The sequence below is a fragment of the Hamadaea sp. NPDC050747 genome (assembly GCF_040654195.1).
Classification (GTDB): domain Bacteria; phylum Actinomycetota; class Actinomycetes; order Mycobacteriales; family Micromonosporaceae; genus Hamadaea.
Window position 1 is genome coordinate 1 of sequence record NZ_JBFAHM010000009.1, and the last position, 21,596, is coordinate 21,596.

The 21,596-nt window shown below is 65.8% G+C and carries 24 protein-coding genes and 1 pseudogene; 11 read left to right on the forward strand and 14 right to left on the reverse strand.

Features of this window, described 5'->3' with window-relative positions:
* Nucleotides 1-346 precede the first annotated feature (346 nt).
* Genes AB0H43_RS21860 through AB0H43_RS21875 form a run of 4 tightly spaced genes read right to left on the reverse strand, consistent with a single transcriptional unit; the run spans nt 347 to nt 1,587 of the window.
* Nucleotides 347-502 carry a hypothetical protein gene (locus AB0H43_RS21860; RefSeq protein ID WP_360001719.1) on the reverse strand — a complete coding sequence of 52 codons (156 nt, stop codon included), beginning with the start codon at nt 500-502 and terminating at the stop codon, nt 347-349.
* Nucleotides 503-559: 57 nt separating this feature from the next.
* Nucleotides 560-1,012 carry a hypothetical protein gene (locus AB0H43_RS21865; protein WP_360001722.1) on the reverse strand — a complete coding sequence of 151 codons (453 nt, stop codon included), beginning with the start codon at nt 1,010-1,012 and terminating at the stop codon, nt 560-562.
* A gap of 18 nt (nt 1,013-1,030) precedes the next feature.
* On the reverse strand, nt 1,031-1,201 hold the full coding sequence (locus AB0H43_RS21870; protein ID WP_360001724.1) for a hypothetical protein: 171 nt from the start codon (nt 1,199-1,201) through the stop codon (nt 1,031-1,033).
* On the reverse strand, nt 1,198-1,587 hold the full coding sequence (locus AB0H43_RS21875) for a hypothetical protein (protein WP_360001726.1): 390 nt from the start codon (nt 1,585-1,587) through the stop codon (nt 1,198-1,200). The genes AB0H43_RS21870 and AB0H43_RS21875 overlap by 4 nt, the downstream gene beginning before the upstream one ends.
* A 50-nt stretch (nt 1,588-1,637) precedes the next feature.
* On the opposite strand from AB0H43_RS21875, the gene AB0H43_RS21880 reads away from it, so the two are divergent.
* Nucleotides 1,638-1,838, forward strand: coding sequence for a hypothetical protein (locus AB0H43_RS21880; protein WP_360001727.1), 201 nt, complete (start codon nt 1,638-1,640; stop codon nt 1,836-1,838).
* A 248-nt stretch (nt 1,839-2,086) separates the two neighbouring features.
* On the opposite strand, the pseudogene AB0H43_RS21885 reads toward AB0H43_RS21880, so the two are convergent.
* The 4 genes and pseudogenes from AB0H43_RS21885 to AB0H43_RS21900 all read right to left on the reverse strand — a co-directional run bounded on the left by AB0H43_RS21885 (nt 2,087) and on the right by AB0H43_RS21900 (nt 5,334).
* Nucleotides 2,087-2,562, reverse strand: a pseudogene (locus tag AB0H43_RS21885) (HAD domain-containing protein).
* Between the two features lie 11 nt (nt 2,563-2,573).
* Nucleotides 2,574-3,872 (reverse strand): hypothetical protein, encoded by a 1,299-nt coding sequence (locus AB0H43_RS21890; RefSeq protein ID WP_360001729.1) that lies wholly within the window; start codon nt 3,870-3,872, stop codon nt 2,574-2,576.
* A gap of 67 nt (nt 3,873-3,939) precedes the next feature.
* A complete protein-coding gene (locus tag AB0H43_RS21895; RefSeq protein WP_360001731.1) occupies nt 3,940-4,398 on the reverse strand; it encodes an HD domain-containing protein in 459 nt (152 codons plus the stop codon).
* Nucleotides 4,399-4,644: 246 nt separating this feature from the next.
* A complete protein-coding gene (locus tag AB0H43_RS21900; protein ID WP_360001732.1) occupies nt 4,645-5,334 on the reverse strand; it encodes a hypothetical protein in 690 nt (229 codons plus the stop codon).
* A 359-nt stretch (nt 5,335-5,693) separates the two neighbouring features.
* On the opposite strand from AB0H43_RS21900, the gene AB0H43_RS21905 reads away from it, so the two are divergent.
* Entirely contained in the window at nt 5,694-6,158 is a 465-nt protein-coding gene (locus AB0H43_RS21905; RefSeq protein WP_360001734.1) for a hypothetical protein, read from the forward strand.
* 348 nt (nt 6,159-6,506) lie between these two features.
* The gene (locus AB0H43_RS21910) at nt 6,507-8,243 is read left to right on the forward strand and encodes a hypothetical protein (protein ID WP_360001736.1); all 1,737 of its coding nucleotides are present in this window, start codon (nt 6,507-6,509) and stop codon (nt 8,241-8,243) included.
* 547 nt (nt 8,244-8,790) lie between these two features.
* Here AB0H43_RS21910 and AB0H43_RS21915 read toward each other — a convergent pair.
* The 3 genes from AB0H43_RS21915 to AB0H43_RS21925 all read right to left on the reverse strand — a co-directional run bounded on the left by AB0H43_RS21915 (nt 8,791) and on the right by AB0H43_RS21925 (nt 10,389).
* Nucleotides 8,791-9,246, reverse strand: a complete 456-nt coding sequence (locus tag AB0H43_RS21915; protein ID WP_360001738.1) for a hypothetical protein — start codon at nt 9,244-9,246, stop codon at nt 8,791-8,793.
* On the reverse strand, nt 9,246-9,686 hold the full coding sequence (locus AB0H43_RS21920; protein ID WP_360001740.1) for a hypothetical protein: 441 nt from the start codon (nt 9,684-9,686) through the stop codon (nt 9,246-9,248). The genes AB0H43_RS21915 and AB0H43_RS21920 overlap by 1 nt, the downstream gene beginning before the upstream one ends.
* 73 nt (nt 9,687-9,759) lie before the next feature.
* Nucleotides 9,760-10,389, reverse strand: a complete 630-nt coding sequence (locus AB0H43_RS21925; RefSeq protein ID WP_360001742.1) for a hypothetical protein — start codon at nt 10,387-10,389, stop codon at nt 9,760-9,762.
* Nucleotides 10,390-10,515: 126 nt separating this feature from the next.
* Between AB0H43_RS21925 and AB0H43_RS21930 the strand changes: the two genes are divergently transcribed.
* The 3 genes from AB0H43_RS21930 to AB0H43_RS21940 all read left to right on the forward strand — a co-directional run bounded on the left by AB0H43_RS21930 (nt 10,516) and on the right by AB0H43_RS21940 (nt 13,481).
* Nucleotides 10,516-11,196, forward strand: coding sequence for a hypothetical protein (locus tag AB0H43_RS21930; protein ID WP_360001743.1), 681 nt, complete (start codon nt 10,516-10,518; stop codon nt 11,194-11,196).
* Nucleotides 11,197-11,297: 101 nt separating this feature from the next.
* Nucleotides 11,298-11,495: a hypothetical protein gene (locus AB0H43_RS21935; RefSeq protein WP_360001745.1), complete on the forward strand. Its 198-nt coding sequence runs from the start codon at nt 11,298-11,300 to the stop codon at nt 11,493-11,495.
* A 162-nt stretch (nt 11,496-11,657) separates the two neighbouring features.
* Nucleotides 11,658-13,481, forward strand: coding sequence for a hypothetical protein (locus AB0H43_RS21940; RefSeq protein WP_360001747.1), 1,824 nt, complete (start codon nt 11,658-11,660; stop codon nt 13,479-13,481).
* 18 nt (nt 13,482-13,499) lie between these two features.
* Here the strand turns inward: AB0H43_RS21940 and AB0H43_RS21945 are convergent, their stop codons facing one another.
* Nucleotides 13,500-14,006, reverse strand: a complete 507-nt coding sequence (locus AB0H43_RS21945; RefSeq protein ID WP_360001749.1) for an SMI1/KNR4 family protein — start codon at nt 14,004-14,006, stop codon at nt 13,500-13,502.
* A 261-nt stretch (nt 14,007-14,267) separates the two neighbouring features.
* Here AB0H43_RS21945 and AB0H43_RS21950 point away from each other — a divergent pair, with 261 nt between their 5' ends.
* The 4 genes from AB0H43_RS21950 (at nt 14,268) to AB0H43_RS21965 (ending at nt 17,799) form a co-directional block, all read left to right on the forward strand.
* Nucleotides 14,268-14,714, forward strand: a complete 447-nt coding sequence (locus tag AB0H43_RS21950; protein WP_360001751.1) for a hypothetical protein — start codon at nt 14,268-14,270, stop codon at nt 14,712-14,714.
* Between the two features lie 172 nt (nt 14,715-14,886).
* Nucleotides 14,887-16,416, forward strand: coding sequence for a recombinase family protein (locus tag AB0H43_RS21955; protein WP_360001753.1), 1,530 nt, complete (start codon nt 14,887-14,889; stop codon nt 16,414-16,416).
* Between the two features lie 166 nt (nt 16,417-16,582).
* Nucleotides 16,583-17,011 carry a hypothetical protein gene (locus tag AB0H43_RS21960; RefSeq protein ID WP_360001754.1) on the forward strand — a complete coding sequence of 143 codons (429 nt, stop codon included), beginning with the start codon at nt 16,583-16,585 and terminating at the stop codon, nt 17,009-17,011.
* A gap of 536 nt (nt 17,012-17,547) precedes the next feature.
* Nucleotides 17,548-17,799 carry a hypothetical protein gene (locus AB0H43_RS21965; RefSeq protein WP_360001756.1) on the forward strand — a complete coding sequence of 84 codons (252 nt, stop codon included), beginning with the start codon at nt 17,548-17,550 and terminating at the stop codon, nt 17,797-17,799.
* A 52-nt stretch (nt 17,800-17,851) separates the two neighbouring features.
* Here AB0H43_RS21965 and AB0H43_RS21970 read toward each other — a convergent pair whose 3' ends face one another.
* On the reverse strand, nt 17,852-18,385 hold the full coding sequence (locus AB0H43_RS21970) for a MarR family transcriptional regulator (RefSeq protein ID WP_360001758.1): 534 nt from the start codon (nt 18,383-18,385) through the stop codon (nt 17,852-17,854).
* 114 nt (nt 18,386-18,499) lie between these two features.
* On the opposite strand from AB0H43_RS21970, the gene AB0H43_RS21975 reads away from it, so the two are divergent.
* Nucleotides 18,500-18,865, forward strand: a complete 366-nt coding sequence (locus AB0H43_RS21975) for a DoxX family protein (RefSeq protein ID WP_360001760.1) — start codon at nt 18,500-18,502, stop codon at nt 18,863-18,865.
* Between the two features lie 386 nt (nt 18,866-19,251).
* Here AB0H43_RS21975 and AB0H43_RS21980 read toward each other — a convergent pair whose 3' ends face one another.
* Nucleotides 19,252-21,594 (reverse strand): FtsX-like permease family protein, encoded by a 2,343-nt coding sequence (locus AB0H43_RS21980; protein ID WP_360001762.1) that lies wholly within the window; start codon nt 21,592-21,594, stop codon nt 19,252-19,254.
* Nucleotides 21,595-21,596: the final 2 nt, after the last annotated feature.

Here is a 21,596-nt window from a genome sequence, read left to right on the forward strand (position 1 = left end):
TTTCCCTTCGCCACGTCGTCATCAACGACCGTGGGTTCTACATCGACCATCGGTGCTCCCTTGAGAGGGACTTACACCGTTCGTCTTACAGTCCCGAGCACTGAGCCGCTCCGAGGGATGATCCGGTCGTAGTACGACACCAGCTGCAGGAAGTGGCGGACGCCGCCGCGATCAAACGCTGGGCGGCAGTGTATGACCGGCGAGCGGGTGCGGCTGGCCGGTCATCGCGGCGAGGGGCGGCGGCGATTTCGTGGATTTGGCCTTTGATGTAGGTGGTGGCTGGTCCGGTGGAGTCGGTGTGGCCGGCGTAGGCGCGGGCGACGCTGTAGCTGATGTTGCGTTCGACCTAGGTGAGGGTGGTGTGGCGCAGCCAGTGGGTGGACACGCCGAGCATCGCCACCCACGGCAGCTGCTGCCCGAGGCGTTTCCACAGATGGTCGTAGCGGCGGCTGGTCAGCGGTCGGCCGTCGCGGTAGCGCAGCAGCGTGTCGGTCGGCAGCACCGCTCCCCGGGCCCGGGCCAGGGCCAGCAGGTACTGGGCGAGGTCGAGGGTGATGGGTTACCAGCGTTGTGTGCCGCCCTTCTCCGTCAGATGGACCTGGCCGTTGCGCCTGTCGAGGTCGGCCAGGCGCAGTCCTAGGGCGCCGCCGCAGCGGCAGGCGGTCTCGGTGTGCAGCCGCAGCAGCAGCGCGTCGAGGACGACGTCGTCACCGCTGGCGCGGGCGGCGTGGTTGACCTGGGCGAGCTCGTCGGCGGTCAGCGCCCGGCGGGTGTTCGGCAGCCGGCGCGGTTTGAACACCTGATGGGCGGGGCAAGCACCCGGATCGATCAACCCGTCCGCGACCGCCCGGTTGAACAGGGCACGAGCGGCGGCGATGACATGTTCACCGGCGTGCCGGCCGCTGCGGCTGTTACGCCGCGAACGGGCACCATCGGCTGCCTCATGGCGCAGGGCCTCCACATCGGTGGCGGCGATCTCGTCGAGACGCCGGTGGCCCCACGTCTGGCCCATGCGTGCCCAGTAGCTGCCTTAGGTACGCCGAGCGCCGGGCCCAGCCGCCGCGATTACTTGTGGCAGGTATTCGGCCACGGTCGGGATCGGGCGGCGGGCGCGCAGGTCGTCGCGCAGGTCGGTGATCGTCACGCCGAGATCGGCGAGCATCCGCCAGGCGGCGGCGACTCGATCAGCAGGTGCGGTCATGACGGTCCTTCCAGGATGCGGGCATGCCGGCGGGCCAGGAGCCGGGCGATGGCGGCGATCGGATGGATGATCAACGTGTCGGCGTCGGGCAACGCGACGAGGAGCACCGATGATCCCGGCGGGATGGCGCACATCCGGCGGGCCGCGATCGGCAGGACGAGCGAATTACCGGCGCCGATGGTGCGCCGGGTGTGCTCGGCGGGGCGTACGACGATGGCGCCGCGGCGGACGGCGATGGCGATCGCGTCGCCCGGTCCCCAGTCGAGTGCGGCCAGGGCTGGGCGGGCGCTGATCCGGCCGGACGGGTTGAGGCGGGCGATCGCGTAGACCGCTGGGCTGATGCCAGCCGCGATGGGCGGTGCCGGGTCGGGTGGCGCGGGTGGCAAGTCGCCCGATCGGCGCCGGAAGGGGCCGCGGGCGGGGCAGTGCTGCTGGGATGAGCGCGCCGATCGGACGGTCAGGCGGGCAGTCTGGTGGTGGCACGCGCTTCATGCTCGCCACCGCCAGGGGCGGGCTGCGAGCGGTTTATCGGGCGGGTGACCCTCACCTGGATGACTGCGGCGCGCGTACCGGTGACACCACGAAGCTGGTCTTCGACCTGCCGCTATTCGCCAAGATCGATGATGAGAGTTCGTGAATCGTGGTGTCCGAGGGGCAACACGAACCAAAACCCAACCGGGTCCGACGCTGTCGGCGTCGATCCCATTGGCCTAGCGGCTGATCGTTGGCGGTGTTCCACTCTCGACACCTATGCGGTGGAGGCAGGTTGTGGAGCGCCGCCTTCTCAGCCTCTATGGATTTCTGGTTCTGCTTTCCCCTCTCTTCGTCTCTGGGCATAGCCTACGTGGATCCGCAGGCGATGTCCATTTGGTCACTCTATAGGGGTTACGCCGTAGAATCGTCCGTCCTCAGCCATTCTGCGATGGCGGAATAGTCCGCGTCGGTGAGGCCACGACGTGGTCCACGCGGTGCAGAAGCGCGGGCGCACTGTGGTGTGCCGCCACCCAGGTCCGGTCGACGTCCGTGATCTCGTCGTCGACCCATACGAAAGTGCGTCCTGCGGCCAACTCTACGAGGTGGCGTGTCTTCCAGTGCAGCCGACCGGTGGTGTCATCGTCGTCTGGCCAGTCGACAATCGGCAGCTCGGGCAGACCGAGCCGTGGTGCCAGCACCTCGTTAGCTTCGGCCATCCAGGTCGTGGCCCACACTAGGTCGCAAGGCAACGCGGCCAGGCGGCGGCCGTGTTCGGGGTCGAGCCCGGCCGGCAACGGGTTGGCCTCATCGTCCATCTGCCAGGCTGCGCCAGCGAACGGCAGGAGCGTCCCGTCCACGTCGAGGAACAGCAGCGGTCGCGTACCGATCCCGTGTTCGGTCATGTTGAACGCATTCGCCAACGCCGCAGCACGCCGAAGTCAACAGTGGCGAGTTCTCCGGCGCCGACGTGGTGGCGAGTCGGGGCGAAGGCTGGGATAGTGCCCGTGCGGTGGCCGGTAATGGGGTCCCACACCTCCAGCCCAGCGGGGGCGGCGGCGTAAAGGCGGGCCGTGTCCGCGAACAGCTCTCCGGTCGGTCCGGCAAATGACGTCAGTTCGGTTCCGGTGGCGGCGTTGAGGATGCGTACTCCGGCGAGCATGGCTTCGTCGTCGCCGCCGATCCCGCTGACGACTACCCGTTCGTCGTCGAGCCAGCACATGGGCTGGTTCCAGTGGTAGGCGCGTTGGCATAGCCGGTGTCGGCTGGGACCGTCTTCGGATTCCCACACGTTGTCGTCCAGCCAGGCGGACAGGTCCCAGACTGTCGGTATTCCCACCGGGCTCCATACCCATCCGTCGTCGGCGATCCTGTGTCCACCCGGTGATACGTAGAGCCTGCCGTGGAAGTAGTCCAGGTAGTGCTCGGGCCGAGGCTCACCCTTGCCGTACGCCGTCGGCTGCCTCGGCGTTGTCATTCGCCCGGTGGCGGCGTCGGAAACGTCGAGCCGATTCCACTCGGTCCGATGGATCACCATCGTCTGTCCGCCGTGCTCGACGAACGCGACCGAGAACGGCACGGTATCGGCGTGGTAGCCACCGCCATCGAGGGCCAGGGTCACGCTCCCGGTGACAAGGTCGAGCACCTGACCGTAGCGGCCGAAGTCGTTGACCACGGCGGCGTACCGCCCGCCGGCGCTGGCGTGCAGCTGCCTGCGCAGCGAGTGCCCCATCCACGGCTCGTGGTCGGGCTCGTCCGGCACGGTGCTGCGAGCCAGGACCTCCCACGTTCTAAGTTCGGCGTGGAAGCGGCCGATCCGTCCGTCCTCGGCCAGCAGCAGCCATACCGGGTCAGGCTGGCCGGCGATGGGAGCGAGGTCGATGACCGGCGCGGGCAGCGACGTCTCGAAGATCGTGGCGTCGAGCGGCTCGAGTCGCTCGACGATCCCCGGCGTGCCCCGCCAGCCGAGGATGCTCCAGTCCGCGTCCGTGACTCGGGCGACGCATCCCTCACAGGCAACCACCAGATCGATCCGCTCGCCACTCTGGGCGGCTCGATCGCATGCCCGGCAGCACAGGTCGCTGTCCAACCCGTGCCCGGTGAGCAGGCGAACGTGCTCCTCGTCCTCAGTACCGATCAAATGGGCGCACATGCGGCTCGACCCGGCATACGCGGCATGCCTGCAGGGAAGAAGATCCACGGCCGCATCCTGCCACCAGCCACCCCTAGCTGCAGCCCCGGTATCGCTAACGGGGCTCAAGCACCCGTCAGCCTTTGGCGGCAACCGGGTACTGGTTCTGGAACGCCAGCCGCGCGTCGGCGCCTTGCGCAAGCCGATCAAGGACGTCATCGAGATTCATGAAGACCTGCCAGCGGTTCTCGCCAGTCATGTCGCAGATTCGCTGGATGAGGCGGTCTTCGAGATCGGGGACCCGTTTAGCCTTCCAGATCTTGTCAGCGAGGCTGACGAGGAGGTCCTCGGTGCTGATGTCGGGTGCGGTCCATGTTCCGTGGTTGGCGGCGAAGCGAGCTAGCCGGTATTCGACGCCCGACTCGACGAGGAGTTCGTAACCTGCCTGCTCGTGACGGCTGCCGGGCTGGGACAGCTCGTCCGGATGGATCGTCTTGCCGACGTCATATATCGCCGCGCCGAACAGCACCTCCTCCCGGTCGAACCGAAGCACCGGACACAACTCGACGATCGCCGCTATGAGCTGCAACGCCACGTCGTGCACGGCACGCAGGTGAGCCGCCCACTGTCGGCGTACAGACGTACGTGCACGGCCGCGTACGTTACAACGTACACAACGGCCTGATCTCTGGCTGCGCGCTCCGCCTACCTCCGCATCTTCTCCTGAGATGCACTCACGTCATCACGCGAGCTGATGATCGTGACTGTCAGTAGCCATCAGCGAGTGAGTTTCCAGGGCTCGCACGACTTGAGGCATCCGCTTCTGCCGATGATCGGATGCCTAGCCCGGGTGATCGGCCCTTTGTCGGGATTCCATCATCGTCGGTATCGCGTCGTCACGCCTGAGCAGACGCCCTTGCGCTTGGGTCTCGGCGGGGGGCAGCATCCGGAGAACATCGTCAGGTATGGCGAGGTCTAGGGGCAGTTCGCGGCTCGCCTTCACAATGTGCATGTCTCCGTTGCTGTCCCGCTGCATCACAGAGGACACAATGTCGTCGTGGGCAACAGCGCGGAACACCCGGACGAGCACATCCGCAGCGAAGAAGTAGACGCGGCTCTTTCGCTTCCGGTCCGATGACACGTAGATGCCGTTGAACAGGTGCGGCGGCTCCTCTGCCCCGGACAGCATCCAGACCCAGCTATGGATCACTTGGTTACAGAAGTCAGCTAGTGGGAGTTCCACCGGCTGCGGGTGCTCCATGTCGTAGTACTTGTAAAACTTGTCCCTGTTCCAGATATCGACCGGCCTGCCGACGAGTAGGTGCTCCCGTGCAGTGACTGTCTCCGCCGCCAACTCGTCTGAGATCTTGCGGGCCTCGACCAGTTTTCGCACAGCGTACGCGCCGTTCATCACATCCCGCTCGATCAAGAACGCGGTACGCTCGCTCCACCGACGCTGGCTCGTCCGCCGTTCCAGTGAGTCGGCGACTCGGAGTAAATCCCCTTTCCACGGGACCGAATCCCAGATCAACGTAGTCTCCTCAGCGCCTCGCCCGCATCGCATGCCCCGCCGGCCTTCACGCGGTACGGCCAGCGTACGAGGTTGTGGCCCGCCGCGCACTGCTGTTACTGCACGCCCGACGATCTAGTCGGCCCGACGTTCACCTGGTATCCCGTCACTTGCCACCATCGCCTCGTCCGAGGCGCCACAACGCACGCCGGGGTCTGTGCCGAGGCCGGGAATTCGTCGGGTGAGACGGCCACGGGCGGGATACGGTGGCCGCCCGCTGCCTGATCAGCCTCCGGCGGGCTGTATCTCCGGAAGCATTACGAAGGAAATTGCGATCATCCGGATATGCCACAGACCGGCGGCCATGGAAGTATGTACGCATGGCGTTGTCGTTCGAAGTGGTCACCGAGAGTCTCTCCCCGCGGCGCGAGCAAGTGATTCCAGGTTTCGTAAAGGACACGCGATTCAACACCTCTTGGTGGTGCAGCGGAAGCGCCAAGAGTCCAGTCTCGTACTGCCGTTTCCTGGATGGCGATGTGGAGGTGGCACGAGCCAAGGTCTTTCCGGGAGCCGGCGAGTACCGCGGATACACGTCGTGGGCATGCCCCGTTGATGGCGCGACGGAGATCGACCTCATCGAAGTTCGCTTTGACCTCCGCAGGTCAGACCGTCGGTACGGGCGACAAGCGGTTGAGGAGATCGCTCATCGCTACGGCCAGCCCGTCGTCGCCATGTCTCTGGACGAGACTTCAGACGGCTTCTGGCGTTCGCTTGCATGGACCGCCCACCTCCACCCAGATGACGAGGGCCATGGGCACTACCGGACTCTGTTCACTTCGGTCTAGGCCACGACGGGGCTGCTTGCGGCTGCGGGATCAGCAGGCACCTCTCACCAGACACAGCATGACCGTGTCCACTAAGAAACCCCCTCTCGACCACGTGAATCTCGTCGACTTCATGCGCACTCTTCTGCCGCGTAGCGGCACGCGCTGTTCTGCCGCGTAGCGTTACACCCTCTTTGTCACGAGCACCTGACTGAGGATGCGGTCCAGTGCGGCGGCCCTCTTGAACTCGGTCGCAACATTCCAGCTCAGGAGCGCTGCACAGACGAAGCTCATAGAGGAGTTGATAAGCACCAGGGTCGGTGCTGGAACGCTGCCAGCGTCGGCAACATTCGAAAGGTTGGCTGGGGCATGCTGCTGGTCGCGACGCGATGGGGGACCATGAACAACGTGTCCCGGTTGTCTCTTCTGCCTTCGGTGCAATCGGCGGTGTCCGAAGGGCCACGCCTGCCCTTGGTCGTGCTCGCACCGTACCTTCCCTTGCGCGACCCTCTGTCGCTGGGCGACTGGCTCATCGTCCCGTTCAATCGGTGGACTCGGGAGTTCTGTGTCTCCGAACAGGTGGCCAGCAGAGTAGAAGCGCTCATCACGGCCACCCGGGTGTCGGACGGGCCAGTCGGAGGAGTCTGTCTGCGGCCGGACGGGCGGATCGGTCAGCCGGTGGAGGCGGACCTCGTCACCGCTCTGGCCCGGGGCTTGCTCGTGGCGGCGCTCAGCGGAAATCCCCGCGTCGAGGAATACGCGACGAGACGCTCGCAATTCGAAGTCCAGGACACCATTACATCGGAGAACGCCCGCGTGATCTGCGTCGCGATCGACGCCCCGGAGGTATCGGCGCATTCGGGCTCCCTCGTTCGCAGGACCGTGACCAACTTCGTTCGTGGTGGTGAGCCTTTCCAGGTGTCGGCGCCTGCGGATCTTTACGTTCCCGACTCTGCATGTGATCCTCGCGGCAATGCCGGGAGCGTCGTCTACCAGGCAATGCTGGTAGGCGGAGCGGACGCTCGTCGTCTGGATACGGTGATCCGTACGGTGGAGGCTCTCGCCGCGAACGACACAAACATCACCTTCGAGCTGCGCGTTCTGGGGTTCCGCTCCGCTTTCGAAGTGCTGCTGGACTCCGATTCGAGCCGCGTCATGCGCGACAGAGTTGGTCAGCTCTTCCCGCCGGAACCGACACAGCTGCGGACCTGGACGGAGCGCGGGCGTGAGCATTCGGCGGAGCTGACCTCGACGCAATGGGCTTTCCAAACCTTCACTATGTTGAGGAACGCGATTGCGCACGGCCACCGTGTTCTGCCGTCGACGGCCTACTTCGGGAGCGCATCACTCGACCGGTACGCTCGGCAACTGATTGTCGACTTGATACCTCGGGTGGCTGAGCAGATTGTCGCCGACGCATCCGGCCTGGACCCGGGAGGGGTGGCCGAGCGAAGCATGGAGCCGGAGGTGCCGCGCCCGTTCGGAGAGGCGCTGAGTCCGGCGATGCCCTGGCTGTTCGGAAACCTGCTCGGGGTCGACCTGGAGGCTGTCGACGAATCACAGCTCGACCTCTTCGCCCAACGCCTCGACGGCGCCATTGCGGCGCTAGACGAGGACGCCCCACCGCTGGTGGATGACGGAGCTGTCGTGGCGTCGAGTGAGGATGCCCCTGCGCCGACGGGTGATGGCGACGCGAGCGAGGCGTATTGGCCGTGGACACTTGCGGAGATCGAGCTGAGCGTTCGGCGCATCCTCGCGGTTCGCCGGGGCACGGAAGACGACATCGAAGCCTACTTCGGATGCCTGTTGGACACCGGGGCAATGCGAGGCAATCACGGCGACCTCGAAGGAACCGCATCCGCCTTCAGTGAGGCCGTCGAGGCGGCGGAAGGGATGGCGCTCACGCCGTTCTACCAAGTCTCGGCGCTCTCCCGGATGGGAGACCTTCTGATGTTCCTTGACTGCCCAGAACCGGCCACGATCTTGCTTCGCCGGTGTCGGAGTCTGATTACTGAGTTGCTCGACGACTCAGATCTCACGGCCGAGCAGTGTGCGCTCATCAACGAGTACCGGGAGTTGGTCAACGAGCATCTCGGCACAACTTAGAGCTCCCTGGTACTGCCGTGATACGGCGCGCGCTGTTCTGCCGCGTGGCGGCGCACGCTCTTCTTCCGCGAAGCCTGAACGTCGCACCCGATAACCGGGGTGAATCTCGAACCCCGGTGACTCTCCGTTAGCCATCGCTTCACAAAAACGCCAATTGGCGAAGGCGGGTCAGCACGGACTGGTTCTCATCGCCAGCTCTTCGATCTTGTGCACATTGTGGCGTACGCATCTGTGTACGTTGACCTGTACGCCGACACCAACCTCGGCGGTGCGGACACTTCGCGTAGCAACGCGGCGACCTCCTCGGGCAACGGTCGCACCGGCGCGACGTCGGCGAGCGCTCGATCGAGCAGGGTGCGATTCACCGCGCCAGGGTAGCCGCACATGTCCGCGGTTCCCACCTCGAACAAAGATGTGCTCGCAGGCCATCGACAACCATGCCCAAGTCTGGTTCGGGGATTGCAGGACGTTTCATTGAGGTCAAGCAACGGCGAAGGACACTCAGTCTTGCCTCAATGCTGCCGGCGCCTACCTCGAGTGATCGTGACTACTCCTCGGTAGCGGCGATGTCTTCGGCGAGAGCCGCCAGCGCCGAATCGCACTGGTCGCGGTCGAACAGGAACGGTCCGAACGTCGTGTAGTCGCGGGTCGGCCGGTGGGGCTGTTCGAAGTCGTTCCATACCACCAGGTTCCCGGTCGGCGTGATCCGGGTCATGAGCGGCCAGTAGCCAACTTCGCCGCATTCGCAGGCGAGCACCGCTGTTTTCGGCCCAAGTCCGGGGTTCTCCCTGCCCAGGAAGTGTTCGTCGAGCGGGCCGTACCGGTAGAAGGCGGGGATGAGGCCGCCGTAGGCGCCGCCTGCGGGATGCATGCCAGCGTCGAGCTCGAACTGGTCGATCAGGTCGAGTAGCGGCTGGTCGTCGATGGTGGGCACGACGTCGTGGACGCGCCGGTCGGCAAGCCATCGGACAGTGAACGCGATGACGCGCAGGCCCGTGCTCACTACTGTTCCGAGTTCGGGTGGTGCTCGGTGACCGCGGTCGGATCGAGGCGGATGTCATGCCAGCTGACCCAGCAGTCGGACTGCTCCGTGGCGATCTCGGCCTCGCAGCCCGCGCAGACCAGATTTGGGCCGTCACATCCATCCAGACGGCAGCAGCCGTTCAACCGCCGCCGGTCAGGATGCAGGCGCAGCTCGCGCGCATCGTCGGGGTGGACGAGGATCGTCAAGGCAGGGCCGGCCGACACCAGTAGCTTCGGATTGGCGGCGGTCGGCTTGAAAGGCGGCCCGAATCGGTCGGGGTCATGGGCGAAGGCACCCGGCGTCATCCGGGACGGTGCCGGGGTGCGGTCGTCGCGGACTGCGGGCTCGTCCGGGAACGGAATCTCGCTCACGTCGCCGGTTACCACCGCTCCGCAGGTGCCGCAGAAAAACACCGTCATGGTGTGAAGGATGCCGGGCGGGGATCGGACGGCTGATCCTCGTGGAGATGACTTCGGTATACAGGCATGCGGCTCAGACCAGGTCCCGCCAGAATTCGACAGTCGCCTGCGGCTGGCACGGCCCCTCGCCGGGACCCTGGCGGCCGAACTCACGATCGATGTAATCGGCCAGGTTCAAGCCGTAGTAGATGATGTCGGTCTGCCACATCGACAGCACAGGGTGACCGGACAGCCCACACCCGGCGGGCAGGTAGCGGTGCCCGTATACCGGCACCATCGGCGGCACCTGGGCGAGCATTCGCGTCGCGGTCACCACGGCCTCGACCGTGTCCTGAGGGCGGGGGTCCCAGCTTTCATACCAGAAGCTGTTGTGCTCGACGTCGAACAGGACACCCTCGATGGGCCAGTTCAGCGCCGCGCGCAGCTGGTCGCGGTCGGCGCGACGCCAGTCCGGCCAAGGCTCAGCATGCGCGTAGAAGACTCCGGGCTCTCGTGGCTCGGGCCGGGTGTTCACCGGAAGCCCGGCGGTCAGGAAGGCTCTGTGGTCGTCGGCGAACCGGAACCCGAACTCCTGCTCGATCTCGTCGAACTCCGCATCGGTCAGACCCGGGTCGATCGCGCACACGGACCGCAGTCGCAGACGACGCATGGCCTCACGACCGAGCCGCTCGCTGTTGTCGTCGACCTGGTCAACCGTTGTCACGAGGCGGGACTCTACCTCGCTGCTTGTCGCGGCTCGATCCGGTTTCGCGTGCGGCGGCTCGCGATCGTTCGCACCGACGGCGAAATCGTGTGAACTGGGCGTCCCGCCACCCCGATAATCGGCCCCGTGAGCTTCGGAACCTACGCCCGCCGTGTCCGCGACACGGCCCGTCCCTACGCCGAGCGGTACAGCGCGCTCAGGTGCGCGGTGAGCATGTACTGCCCTGTCGGGTTCACCGCGACCTGGTCCTGGCTGAGCATCACAGGCGACCTCAGGCGCGATGATGCGGCGTTGATGGCGGCACTGGACCGGGTGGAACTCAGCCGCGACGTGTGGCTCGCGGAGATGAGCGCTTTCGCCAGCCGGCGCCGTGCGGAAAAGAATGAGCACCGACGAACGCCCACCCAAGAGGAGCGGCGATACCTGTACCGATGGCGCTGGCCGGGACCAGACGGACATGCGGTGACGCTTCACACCGTCGAGAACGTCTGGACCGACCACCGCACCGCCCCCTTCCCGCCCGTACCACCAGCGCAAAAGGGCGACCTCGTCCTGCTGGATGCCACCGTGGCTGGCCACATTTCGACGTACCTGCACAACGGTCAGTTAGATCCGCCGTCAGCCCACGCGCTTCTACGCTGCCTGACCGGCTTGCACAAGGCTCTCCGCCTCCTCGGCTATCCCAGCGGCCACCACGGTGCCTTCCAATACTTCCGTCGGCTGCTGAAGATGTCGGAGATGGTCGTCAACGACGTCCTGCCGCTCGACGTCGCCGCACCCCGACCGGTCAGCACGGTTTCGTCATGACGGCTGAGCGGGTACGTGCACGCTGGCCTGTCCTGGGCGCCCAGATTGAGAGCGCACTCCACGCGGCCGGCGAGCTGGCACTGGCGGCGACTCTGGAAGATTTGAGCGTCCTTGACATGTGCTCCTGCCAGGACGACTTCTGCCAGAGCTTCCGCACCGCGCCACCACCAGATGGCGCGTACGGGCGAGGCCATCGATGCATCCCCCTCGACGCGCCCTGGCCGGGCTACCTGGTCTTGGACGTCGTCCACGAAGAGATCATGTATGTCGAGGTGCTCTACCGAGCCCCACTTGACTGAACGCCAAGATGAGGCCCGAGCTGAAGTCGACGCCGACACGCTGCAGAAGAGAGCGCTCGGAGCGCCACCGACAAGTCCCGGAGCAGGCGGCTCCGGGACTGTGGGTGCGGATGAGATTAAGCAGGTGCGGACCTATATCGACGGTGGTACGGTCTTTGCTTCGTGGCCGTCGATATCGTCAATGATCCCGCGCCGTTGCCCGCCGATGATGAGTGGTCGCTGCTGAGGCTGCCCTACGTGTTCTCCCAAGACGGGCTACTGAGCACTGAGGATTTCATCAAGCAGGCCAAGGAACGCGGCATCACCGTGTCGCTGGAGCAGCTGGCGCAACTACACGAAGTGGGTCTGCTGAATCCGCTGTACCTGGTCGTAGACGAGATTGATGAGGCACGTCGGGTAGATGGCGCAGGACTCTATGCCGCAGCGACCAACCCGAGGGGCCGCACCTTCGCCGCCGCCCGCGAGGGCCGCCTGCGAATCCCGGCGGAGGATGGCTACGACGTTCGGTGGCCTTTCAAGCGGCCGGCTGGACTCGACCTTGAAGAGGGCCCCTTCTGGTGGAACGGTTACATCTACTCGCCGTGGCAGCTGCTCGACCTGGCACATGAACTCAACGAATACGAGTTCATCAAAGCGGGGTGGGCAAAAGTGCCGCATCCGGAACGACAGCAACGGCGTCGTCATCTGACCTGCGTACTAGCTGCCCTCGCAACGCGTTATCTGCCTGGGATTCTCGGCCAGATGAACCTTCCCGACCTGGGCGAGCGGGAAGAGCTACACCGCTACCGCGGGTCCATCGACGTCCAGCAATTGGTGCAGGCGGCAGGGTTCGACGCCACACGCCTGGCCGGTGAAGCCGACATGCTACTGCTTCACGCGCACAACGAGCCCTTGGCCAAATGGTTGCCGCTGATCCGTCACGCGGGCTACCGCGGCTGGTCGCAGCTACGCGGTGAACCGCTGCACGCGATCTGGCAGCGCATCGCTGCGGAGATTTTGCTCCGGGCACACGAGGATCTGGCCGCCACAGGCGTGCTTGAACCGCTGCCGGATCTGACCGGCTCGAACTGGCACAGCGCGCAACACGACCGGCTGACGCCTCGGTACGTCGAGGCGCAAACCCTGGACCGAGCCCTTGCCGAGCTGGGCTTGTCGCCTCATCCGAAAGTGATCCTGCTCGTAGAGGGCGAGACCGAGCTGGAACATGTGCCAAAACTGCTGGCCGAGTTTGGTTTGGGCAAGCCGCAGGACGTACGAGTGCAGCGGACCAAGGGCTCTAAGAAGATCAACGCACACCTGATCGCCCGCTACGGCGTAACACCCAGAGTTGGCCGCCCGATCGGCGTCAAGCAGGGCTGGTTTCTTGACGCATCACTCACCTCCCTAGTGATCGCCATGGACCCTGAGCATGAGTTCACCACCCAGGAGAGCCGCGACGAGGTCCGCCGCAAACTGCAAGTCGCGATCCGCGAGGAGGTGGAGTACCAGGACGCCACCATCAGCCAGGAGGAACTGGATGCGCTTGTACAGGTGCGCGTCTGGGGTGATCACAGCTACGAGCTCGCCAACTTCACCGACGACGAACTCGTGCCAGCACTGACGCTACTGGCCCACCAGCGTCACAACCGTGCGGTGGAAGAACCGGATTGGGAACTGCGCGTGCGCGCCGAGCTTCAGTCGGCCCGTGAAGCGCACCAGGACATCAAGGTCGCGATGGGAAAATCCGCCTCGGTGACGACAAGACCGGGCTGGCGCAGATTCTGTGGCCGGTGCTGCGCGCGAAATGCGAACTCGAACTTGCGGTCGGTACCCGGGCAACGCCCGTCCTCGACCTCATCCTGGAGGTACAGCGGCTTGTTGCCAGGCTCAGCGGCGTCTTCGCGCTCGCAGGAGAACCTTCATCCGAGACCACATGATCCAGTAAGGCGGACGCTGCCACTTGCTAGCGGGTGCGCCCTCGACCGCACCGTAGCCGTCGAGGTTTAGCGAGATCAACCCGATGTCTCATTGTGCCGCGCCCTCGCCCGGTTCACGGGTCAGGCCCTCGACGAACGTTCGGAAGTCGGCCGCCAGGTGCTGTTCCTGGTCGAGTTCGGTGTCGAACCAGGTGACCGACGGCTCGCCATCCGGGCCGCATCCGCGGTAGTCCAACGCGATCCACCAATGCCCGTCACCGGTCAGCAGCACCAGCGGTGACGGCAGGCCCCACTCTTGCACGAGGTACGGCGTGTCGAGCAGCGAAAGGGTGCCCTCAGCCGTGCCGATCCCCACCAGGGTGTCGAACGGCACATGGCTATCACTCCATGACGTTGGCTGCGTGGTCGGGAATGAGCTCCATGCATCCGCTACGCACCCGCCGTTCTGCACCAGCAGCAGTTCAAGCAGCGCGGACGGCAGACGTACTCCGAGAATGCCTTCCGCGTCAACGACCATCTCGTCGGTCAACGGCAGCCGAACACCGACGGTGGAGTCGCTCCAGAACGTCTCCTTCACCTGCTCGAATCGCACCACCACGGCATCGTACGGTGCTCTACATCCATTGCGGCAGAACATCACCGCCTCGGGCGGCACCGCCCAAGCCAGTTCCCGACCACCCCCACCCGCAGCCGCGTTAGCCTGCCCAGATGCGATACCTCAGCGAGTCATTCGCGGTCGGCGCCCTGCGCCGGTCGGCGTCGATCGAGCAGTTCCTCGGCCCGGCTTTCCACGACGGCCGTCGAGGCATCCGCTGGGGTTTCGATCGAGCCTCGCCGCAACGGCCACTATGCGATCGTGCTCTACCTCAGCTGGGACGTCGGCGGTGAACACCTGCAGGACCTCTTGGAGTTCCCGCCGCTGGATCTCGATGCCCAAAGCGATGGCAACGTCCTCGCCGAGGTCGACGACGCTGTTGAAGCCATCCGCATCGCCGAACAGCTCACTGACGCCGTGCGGGAGCGGTGGGCGAACTTCGGCGTCGCCACCGAGGACTACCTCGACTATGTGAGGTCGGGGCGGCTGCCTGACCCGCTCACCAAACATGCCGCAATCGAGGTGGTGCGCACGCTGGTGGCCTCCGGTGGCGGCGACGAACGAACGGTCTCCTGGCTGCTGGACGGCCTTGCGCGCCGAACGGGATGCCTGCATATCACCGACATGATCTACTGGCCCTCCGACCGCTTCCGGACCGCCGAGGAGATCATCGATCACGTCTGGTCCTGCACGCCGATAGCCCTGTAGCCTGCGGCAGCCTCAACGACGAACTGCCGGAGCGGTCACCGGCCGCGTGATGCTCTCCGTCCACATCGCGACCTGGCAGCCCGTTCAGGTGACATCCGAGTCATCCACGTCATGCGCGGCCGACCTCGCTGTCTTCGTCCATGAGGCAGCGACCAAGGTGGAGGTGACGGCGATGAACACGGTGCTCGACCACTCTGACGTCGACGTGCTCGGCTCATGGGCGGCCACGAGGACACAGAGGGTCCGCCTCTACGGCCGCGTGGGCGCGGCCGGTTTGCGGTTCGCGTTCTACGGCCGCGTATCCACAGAGGATTATCAGGATCCGGTGACTTCACGACGCTGGCAGGTCGACTCCGCCGCCGAGTGCGTTGCGGGACGGGGCCGGATCACGGCCGAGTTCTTCGACATCGGCTACTCCCGCGAAATTGCCTGGTCCGACCGACCGGAAGCCGCCCGTCTCCTCGCGGCGATCACCTACCCGGACCGCGGGTTCGACGCGATCGTCGTCGGCGAGTACGCGCGAGCGTTCTACGGCACTCAAGCCTTCCATCTCGCGCCGCTGCTGCGCGAACACGGCGTGCAGCTGTGGCTGCCGGAAGTCGACGGGCCGGTCGACCTGGCCAGCCCGACGCATCAGGCGCTGCTTCTCATGCTGGGCGCCCAGTCCAGACAAGAGGTGCAACGAGCCAGGTTCCGCACTACCGCGGCCATGCAGGCACAGGCCCGTGAGCAGGGCCGCCACCTCGGCGGCCGGCCACCGTACGGGTATCGCGTTGCCGACGCCGGACCACACCCCAACCGAGCGGACGCGGCGTATGGTCGGCGCCTGCACCGCCTGGAGCCCGACCCGGCCACCGCACCATGGGTGAAGTGGATCTTCGCCCAGCGGCTCGACGGCCGCAGCATCGCCGGGATCGCCAGGATGCTCAACGAGATGGGCGTGCCGTGCCCGTCGGCGGTCGACCGCAAACGCAACCGGCACCGACCGGGAAACGCGTGGCACCTGCGTACCGTCGCCCAGATCCTGGCCAACCCGCGCTACACCGGCCGCCAGGTATGGAACCGGCAACAGACCAACCGTCAATCGACCGACGACATCGTCCCCGGTGTCGCGGGAGTACGGAAACTGACCGCCTCGCATGGGTGGGTGATCTCGGACAAGCCGGCCCACGAGTGCATCGTGACGGAGGCCGACTTCGTCGCCGCACAGAACGTCAGCGCGCAGAACCGGCCAGCCGACGGCAGCAGCCGGACCTACCTGCTGGCAGGGCTCCTGCGATGCGGGATCTGCAAGCGCAGCATGCAATCGCACCTGAGCCACGGCAACCCGGCCTACCGCTGCCGCCACGGCCACACCAGCGCCCACACCGCCGCGATGCGCCAGGCCCGGAACCTCTACCTGCGCGAGGACGTCATCCTCGGCCGCATCCTCGCCCAGCTGGGGAGCATCACCAGCTCGAACGCCGGCATCCGTCAAGAGATCGCGAAGCTACAGAAGCACCGAGGCGCAGCAGAGCTCATCACGTTCGTGCGCACCCATAACATCGTGATCGAATGCCGTGCGACGAGCGTGTCGCTCGAGGCCGATCACGAGAAGCTGATCATCGTCAGCGCTCACGCCAACGCCCAAAATCAGGAGGTGAGGATCCCGCGGCAGCGCATCCAGCAGCAGAAACAGAAGCGAGGCATCGTCAACAACTGATGCCTCGCGGGACTTTGCGTGTCCGAGGGGGGACTTGAACCCCCACGGCCACTGCCACCCGCGGGTGGCATGTGTTCATGTGGAGCAGTCTACCGGTTGACCTGCAACGATTCCATGCGGTCTCTACATTAGAGTTTCGGCTCGCCGATCTGGCTAGGGTATCGACATGGAACGGCTGGGATTCGCATCGCTGCACGAGTTGAACGAGGAAGTGCCGGATCACGATCATTGGTCGACAGTCGACAACCTCGCTGTGCTTCATTCGGCTAGCGATCGTCTTGCATGTTGGCGCAAGGAAATGGTGACGCTCGGCGACATCGGGCTTGGATTCCTGATGGACGACCCGGATGCCCTCGATTCTGAGGCGAAGATCGAGAGCATCCGCCAAACCATCCGCAATGGCGCCCCGCTGCCGGCGATCGTTCTGGTCCACGGTCGAGGCGGGCCGAATGCCAAGTACGCACCGCTGGAGGGACTGCACCGGTTCAACGCGGTGTACCGCGAGGGCGTGCCGAAGGTCTTCGCGTGGGTCGCGCATATCGCCTGCTGCGGCGGTCCGGTCGCAGATCTCGACGACGATTCGGGAGCCGCGTAGCGGGGCTGTCGGACGGCAAGGCTATTTGCGGCCCTGCACGCACCGGTCGATATCGTCGCGTATGCATGCCAACGAACCCGCTATCCGACACAGAGTCGCCACTAGCAGTTTGGGCTGAGGGCCCAAGGCGCAGGCGACGCTGACGCCTGCCGATACCGAGCAGGACACAGCGGAGTTGAAGACCGTTTGGGTTCCAATGTTGAGCTTCGGGCCGACCATGTAGGTCGGCCGGAGTATTCGTCCGAGTTGAACCGACGTCCCCAGCATGTCGGTCGTGTAATTGGCCGGGTCGGCGGTGCAGAGAAGCCGGGTCCCTCAGAAGCGCCGCCGTCCTATCCTCATCGGGATCGCATCCACACCACAACGCTGTTCAACCTGCGGCAAGGGGTCCGCTATCGCACCTTCGCCCATATCTCCACGTTGGACAGTCCCGAGTACATCTCGTACGCCCAGGAGCTTCACCGCGCCGGCGATACGCACCGGGTCACCGCTGACCCGATACAGGAGATGATCCTCTAGACAGGAGCCGCGCCTACGTGCCGCTCGTGGACGGAAACCCGTACGCCAGCGCGCTGCGGATCCAGGAGCCTGGAGTGGTCGCGGCGCTGGTTGACCTGTTCGACTCCGTGTGGCAGCGCAGAATCGATCCCGAGCTGGCCCTGGTCCCGGACGCCACCGAGCAGGACAAGGAGGTGCGGCCGGCGCCCGCAGGGCGCAGCCCAGCGAACCGGCTCCGAAAAGCGCCAACCCGGCGAGGACCACTCGCGTATGCCCACATCGGTCGCTGATCGTCCCGAGCACAACCCTCATCGCCCGACACCGACGCCCTACGAGATTTCATCAGAAAGCCGCAGCCGAACCGTCAGGCACGCTCGTCCCGAGAAGGTTCTCTTGCCTTAGCAGCAGCGTCTTCAGTGTGGATGCCAGTGTGTCACGCTGCTGGGTCGACAGCGGATCCAGATACGACTCGTTAACGTCAATCAGTGCGCGAAGCGCGCGGTGCGCGACCTTGGCGCCCCTCGCGGTGAGCTTGACCAGGATCCCTCGGCGATCGGCAGGATCAGGCCGGCGGCGGATGAGTCCGGCCCGTTCGAGCCTGTCCAATCGAGAGGTCATCGCTCCAGTGGTGATGAGTGAGGCACGAGCCAGGTCGGTCGGCTTGCTGCCGGCGCGGTCGCCGACCCGGTGCAGTGTGTTGAGCACGTCGAAGTCGGCGATGCTGAGTCCATAGGGCTCGAGTGCGGCGATCGCCATCCGTTCGAAATGACCGGCGCACAACAGGAGTCGGCCGATGACCTGCAGGGTGCTGGCGTCAAGGTCCGGGTCACGGTCGTGCCAGGCGCTCACGATCTGATCGACGGAATCACGGTCCACCTGGTCAAGCGTAGCGGGGATCGCATCCGACGTAGTAGCCGGGAATCAAGTTACTTGATGTCAAGCTAAAATGGTATGGCGAAGTGACCTCACCAGCCGAGAGGAGTGCGTCTCATGCTGGCTATGTACATCGCGGTCACCATCGTGGCAGCGATCGTCTTCGCCTACGCTGCCGTCTTGAGCATCATCGGCAGCGACACCGTCGCGCGCACCGCCGAGGCAGTGCGAGTCCCGGCGTCCTGGATGGTCCCGTTGGGGACACTGCTGGCCGCCGGTTCCCTCGGACTGCTCGCCGGGTTCCTCGTCCCGGCGATCGGCACGGCCGCGGCCAGCGGCCTGGTCCTGTATTTCGCGTGCGCCGCCGCGGCGCACGCACGGGTCCGTGATACCCAGCTGAGCCGCTGGGGCACTTGGGCAGCATTCTTCGCCCTCGCAGTCGCCACGCTAGTAGTGGCTCTCGCCTACCATGGGCCGATCTAGCCAGGCCCGCCCAGTATCCGCGGGACCGGGCACATGACGACGGCGGCCAGTCCGGAGTCGGATGACCGTGGCGAACCCGGTCAGGGCGACGACGCGCGGACGCGGCCGCTGTCGCCTCGCGTACGCGAACGACCGTCGCCGGCACGATCGTGCGCTGTGCTCCGTTACACCGGACGCACCGCGATTCGGGTCTCGATCAAGACCCGTGGTCGCGATCAACACCTAGTCAGGCGAACCGGAGTCCTCAACTGCGCGAGGGAGGTCGCGGGGTTCATGGACCAGACCCGAATCCTGTTCCGAATTTGCCATCTCGCGGCCCTGCCGTTTGGAACCTAGGCATACGCGAAAGTCCTCGATCAGCCCGGTTTCTAGGGAGGCAGCGCGCATTATTGGGCGCGTTCGCGGACGACCCGGGCGATGTCCAGGCGGCGTACGGCTCGCACGGCCGGCCATTGGGATAGCGCGGCGGCCAGGAGGACGCCGAGTGCTGCGAGGAGCAGTGCCCACCATCCCATGTTCAGCTCGAACGTGAATAGGTCGTTGGAGAACGAGGCGAGGAACGCTTTCGCCGCGAGGAAGCCGGCCGCTAGCCCGATAGGCAGGCCGAGGGTGGTTGCGGCCAGGTTCTCGGTGGCGAGGACGGCGCCAACACGGCGCAGCGGCACGCCGGCAGCCCGCAGGGTGGCCAGCTCGTTGGTGCGCTCGACCACGTTCACCGCCATCGTGACGTAGATGACGGTGAGGGCGAGGACGGCGCCGAGGATGACCATCATTCCGATGAACGCCCAGAACAGGCCGAGGTATTGGTCGAGTTGGCTGAGCAGGCCGCCGGTACTGGTGTAGGCGACGACCCCGGGGATCGAGGTGACTGTCTGGCGTTGGGTGTCATCGTCGACGTTGTCGGTGAACCTGAGAAGGAATGTCGCAGGGCCGATGCCGGTGCCAGTGATGTGCTGCGCCACCGTCGTGTTGGCGTACAGCACGGTGCCAAGTGGTTCGTCGACGAGGCCGGCGAGGGTGACGTCGGTGCTGCGGCCGTCTGGGGTGGACAGGGTGATGTGGTCGCCGACGGCGATGTGTAGTTCGTCGGCGAGGGATCGGCCGGCCAGGATGCCCTCGGCGGGCAGTTGGGTCCAGTCCCCTCCGGGGGTGCGGAAGCCGTGCATGACAGTGTTTTGCGCGTATCCGGTGAGGGTGGTGGTGTAGCTGTGGCCGTCGTTGGCGGCGGTGACTGGGGTCGTGATTGTCTGTTCGACGGCGGTGACGCCGGGGGTCGCTTCCAGCTGCTGGCGGGTGGCGTCGGCGGTGGCGGGATCGGCGACGACGGTGGCGTCCTGCTTGTCGATTTGGCCGAACTGCAGGTCGACGGCGGCGATCATGCTGGTCATCATCCCGATCGAGGCGAGGACGAGGACCAGCGACAGCACTGTGCCGAGCATGGTGGCTAGGGTGCGGCGACGGCTGCGGCCGACGTCGCGCAAGGCCATGCGCCAGCTGACGGGCAGGGGGCGCAGGTGGGCGACAAAGCGGCTCCATGGTCCGGGTGGGCGGGCGCCGGTGTCGTTGCGCATTGCTTGGGCGGGCACGGTTCGCGCTGCGGTCACCGCCGGGGCGAGCGCGCCGGCGAGGCCGACGAGTACGCCGAACAGCAATCCGGCGACCAGGTAGCCAGGATTGAGGTGGACGATGGTGTCGGGGATGCCGAAGGCGTCGGTGTAGGCGCGGGTGACCCCGCCGGTGCCGAGCACACCAAGAACGACTCCGGCGACGGCGCCGGTCAGGCCGACGATCCCGCCTTGCCACAGGTAATGGCGCACGAGCCGGCCGCGCCGGGCGCCGCAGGCCATAAGCGTGCCGATGATCGGGCGTTCGGCGAGCACGCGGCGGGCCAGCAGGACGTATGCGGCGATGCCTGCCGCAGTCAGGAACAACAGCGGGAACGCCACGGACATCTCGTTGAAGCCGTCGAGGTCTTCTTTCAGGGTGGCATGCGACGGCTGGTCGTCTCGATCGGTGACGTCGAGCGCGCCGGCGGCGCGGAGTTGCTGCGCCACCGACCCGTCGGCTGTGGCGGTTCCGTCGCCGTCGACGCGCGCGAGAACTTGGTTGGGTCCGGTGCCCGACCAATGTTGCAGCGTCTGCTGGTCGGCGAAGACGACGGCGAACGAGTGCGGGTCGGTGAGCACGTCCTGGCGGCTGCGGGCCGGCCACAGGTATTCGGGGGAGACGACGACTCCGCGCACGGTGACAGCGCGCCAGCTGCCGTTGGCGAAGACCCGCAGGTCGTCGCCGGGGTGCAGGCCGAAGGTATCCGCGGCATGCTGCTCGAGCAGGACCCCGGTGGGGTCGGCGGGGTCGAGATAGTTGCCGGAGACGACGTCGACGCCGTCCACCTGGGGCTGGCTGTGGCCGGGCAGGCCGATCACGCGGCCGACCAGTTTGGTGCCGCCGATGTCCATGGGCGGGTCGAGTTGGGTGCGGATGGTGACCGCGGTGGCGCCCGCGGCGGTGGCGGCGTCGGCGACTTTGTGCGGGTCGCCGCCGGTGGCGATCAGGTCGGCGAAGTTCAGCCGGTCGTAGGTGTATTCGTAGGAGGCCCTGAGGTTTTGGTAGGCGCCGCCGCTGGCGATGAACAGAGCTACGCCGAGCATGACGGTGATGGCGACGGCGACGACTTGGGCACGCTGGCGGCGCAGGTCTCGCAGGGTCTTGTGGGTCAGGGCACGCATCG

Excerpts from the sequence above, each read along its gene's own strand:
- AB0H43_RS21865 (WP_360001722.1), bottom strand. The coding sequence starts at position 1,012 with ATGGGCCAGACGTGGGGCCACCGGCGTCTCGACGAGATCGCCGCCACC.
- AB0H43_RS21870 (WP_360001724.1), bottom strand. The coding sequence starts at position 1,201 with ATGACCGCACCTGCTGATCGAGTCGCCGCCGCCTGGCGGATGCTCGCC.
- AB0H43_RS21880 (WP_360001727.1), top strand. The coding sequence starts at position 1,638 with ATGAGCGCGCCGATCGGACGGTCAGGCGGGCAGTCTGGTGGTGGCACG.
- AB0H43_RS21905 (WP_360001734.1), top strand. The coding sequence starts at position 5,694 with ATGGCGTTGTCGTTCGAAGTGGTCACCGAGAGTCTCTCCCCGCGGCGC.
- AB0H43_RS21910 (WP_360001736.1), top strand. The coding sequence starts at position 6,507 with ATGCTGCTGGTCGCGACGCGATGGGGGACCATGAACAACGTGTCCCGG.
- AB0H43_RS21920 (WP_360001740.1), bottom strand. The coding sequence starts at position 9,686 with ATGACGGTGTTTTTCTGCGGCACCTGCGGAGCGGTGGTAACCGGCGAC.
- AB0H43_RS21955 (WP_360001753.1), top strand. The coding sequence starts at position 14,887 with ATGAACACGGTGCTCGACCACTCTGACGTCGACGTGCTCGGCTCATGG.
- AB0H43_RS21960 (WP_360001754.1), top strand. The coding sequence starts at position 16,583 with ATGGAACGGCTGGGATTCGCATCGCTGCACGAGTTGAACGAGGAAGTG.
- AB0H43_RS21975 (WP_360001760.1), top strand. The coding sequence starts at position 18,500 with ATGCTGGCTATGTACATCGCGGTCACCATCGTGGCAGCGATCGTCTTC.
- AB0H43_RS21980 (WP_360001762.1), bottom strand. The coding sequence starts at position 21,594 with ATGCGTGCCCTGACCCACAAGACCCTGCGAGACCTGCGCCGCCAGCGT.